Source organism: Streptomyces sp. NPDC127108 (assembly GCF_042677545.1).
Classification (GTDB): domain Bacteria; phylum Actinomycetota; class Actinomycetes; order Streptomycetales; family Streptomycetaceae; genus Streptomyces.
The window spans coordinates 1-2,465 of record NZ_JBHXTE010000110.1 but is presented as its reverse complement, the minus strand read 5'-3'; the positions used below and the strand labels follow the sequence as shown (position 1 = coordinate 2,465).

Sequence of the window (2,465 nt, the reverse complement as noted above, 5' to 3'; positions counted from 1 at the left end):
GCCCGGGGCAGCGGCCGGGCCACCGCCGTCACGCCCGGGATCACCTGCCCGGCGACAGGGGCGGGGCACCCGACAGGAGGGACCGCCGGCCTGGCGGCAGGGACCGCCGTGGTGGCACCAGGGCCCGCCCTGGTGGCGGATCGGCGACGCCGCCGCGCGCCGCCTGCCGTGGCTGACCACCGCGCTGCTCACCCTCTTCGTCCAGGTCGGCACCACCTTCGCCGAGCGCGGCCAGTCCGACCGTGAGCCACTCGACGGCTTCGCGCGGGCCCTGCTCCTCGCGGGCACGGCCGCCCTCCTGATGCGCCACCGTCACCCCGTCCCGGTGGCGTACTTCACCGCCGGGACGGCGATGGTGTACCTCGGCGCCGGATATCCGTACGGTCCGGTCCTCATCACCGTCGCCGTCGGCTGCTTCGCGGCGGTCGTCGCCGGGCACCGGTACGCGGCGTGGGGCGCCGTCGGCATGCTGTGGGCCGGACACCTGCTGATCGCGCACTGGCTCTACCAGTACCTCCCGCCGAGCGACGACGGCCCCAGCTCCTGGGGCGGGGAAGTCGTCATCGCCGTCTGGGTCGTGGCGATCGCCGCCGTCTCCGAGCTGGCCCGCACCCGCCGCGAACAGTGGGCCAAGGAGCGCGCGGAGCGGGAGCTCGCGGCCCAGCGGCGCGCGGACGAGGAGCGGCTGCGCATGGCGCGGGAGCTGCACGACGTACTCGCCCACAGCATCTCCGTCATCAACGTCCAGGCGGGCGTCGGCCTCGCCCTCCTCGACTCCGACCCCGAGCAGGCCCGCACGGCCCTGACCACCATCAAGGCCGCGAGCAAGGAAGCACTCGGCGAGGTCCGCCAGGTCCTCGACACCCTCCGCGCCCCCGGCGCCGCCCCGCGCGCCCCCGCCCCCGGGCTCGACCGCCTGCCCGAACTCGTCGAGCAGGCCCGGAGCACCGGACTCACCGTCACCGTCACGACCGAGGGCCGCCGCGCCGCCCTGCCGCCCGGCGCGGACCTGGCCGCCTTCCGCATCGTCCAGGAGGCCCTGACCAACGTCGTACGGCACTCGGAATCCAGGACAGCGACTGTCCTGGTCCACCGCGCACCCGACGCCGTCACCCTGCGCGTCGACGACGAAGGGCCCGCCACCGGGGCGGAGGCGGGCGGCAGCGGCAACGGACTCGCCGGGATGCGGGAGCGCGCCGCCGCCCTCGGTGGCACGATCGAGGCGGGCCCCCGCCCCGACGGCGGCTTCCGCGTCACGGCGGTCCTGCCCACCCGCACCGCACCCGAGGAGAACCAGTGATCCGCGTACTGCTCGCCGACGACCAGTCGTTGGTCCGCGCCGGGTTCAAGGCACTGCTCGACGCGCAGGCGGACATCGAGGTCGCCGGTGAGGCGGCGGACGGCGAGGAGGCGGTGCGCCTCGTACGGCAACTGCGGCCGGACGTCGTCCTGATGGACATCCGCATGCCGGTGCTCGACGGCCTCGAAGCGACCCGGCGCATCACGGGCGAGACGGACCTGGACGGCGTGAAGGTGGTCATGCTCACCACGTTCGAGCTCGACGAGTACGTCTTCGAGGCGATCCGCTCGGGCGCGTCGGGCTTCCTGGTCAAGGACACCGAGCCCGATGAACTGCTGCGTGCGGTACGCGCGGTGGTCGCCGGGGACGCGCTGCTCTCGCCCGGCGTGACGCGCCGCCTCATCGGGGAGTTCGCCGCGCGCTCCAAGGAGCCCGCGGCCGCCGAGACGCTGAGCGAACTCACCGAGAGGGAACGGGAGGTCATGGCCCTCGTCGGCATCGGCCTCTCGAACGAGGAGATCGCCCGCCGTCTCGTCGTCAGCCCGCTCACCGCGAAGACGCATGTGAGCCGCACGATGGTGAAGCTGGGCGCCCGCGACCGTGCCCAACTGGTCGTCCTCGCCTACGAGTCGGGCCTCGTCCGCCCGGGCTGGCTAGGCTGACCGGCCACCGGCCCGCCCGCTCCCGTCACCGCGGTCACCGGCGACACCACCGCCGGCCGTACCACCATCGGTGAGGCCACCATCGATGACACCGGCGTCACGGCCGAGTGCCGCCCGCCGCTCCCGCTCGCGCGTGGTGAAGCGCCACAGCACCGTGACGAGACGCGCCACGAACGCGGTCGCCGCGAGCGAGCCGCCCACGCCGAGGAGGGTGCGCTCGGTGGACTCCGACAGGCTGAACGCGATCGCGGGACCGGCCACCACCACGCCGATGATGGCGAGCGCCACGGCCGTCGCGCTCACGAGCGCGTACCCGATCTCGACCGTGATGGCGTCCCGCTCGGCCTGGCTCCGCCGCCCCTGGCCCACTGCCTCGTCCATGTTTCCGCCGTTCCCCCGCAGATCGTCCTGTACGGGAAGTCTCACAGCCGTATGCCCGGTAGGCAAGGAATCCGCCCGGCGTCCGGGGGAGACGCGGAACGGCCCGGCGTGGGATCCACGCC

At 74.2% G+C, this 2,465-nt stretch carries 3 protein-coding genes; 2 read left to right on the top strand and 1 reads right to left on the bottom strand.

The genetic code is table 11. The features are described from left to right. Positions 1 to 1,300, top strand: a 1,300-nt coding sequence (locus tag ACFVHO_RS40575) for a sensor histidine kinase (RefSeq protein ID WP_385725562.1), incomplete at its 5' end; no start/stop codon positions are given. Next, positions 1,297 to 1,962, top strand: a complete 666-nt coding sequence (locus tag ACFVHO_RS40570; RefSeq protein ID WP_385725561.1) for a response regulator — start codon at positions 1,297 to 1,299, stop codon at positions 1,960 to 1,962. The genes ACFVHO_RS40575 and ACFVHO_RS40570, both read left to right, overlap by 4 nt. Here the strand turns inward: ACFVHO_RS40570 and ACFVHO_RS40565 are convergent. After that, on the bottom strand, positions 1,954 to 2,343 hold the full coding sequence (locus tag ACFVHO_RS40565) for a DUF6332 family protein (RefSeq protein WP_385725560.1): 390 nt from the start codon (positions 2,341 to 2,343) through the stop codon (positions 1,954 to 1,956). The two genes, ACFVHO_RS40570 and ACFVHO_RS40565, sit on opposite strands and share 9 nt — an antisense overlap. Positions 2,344 to 2,465: the final 122 nt, after the last annotated feature.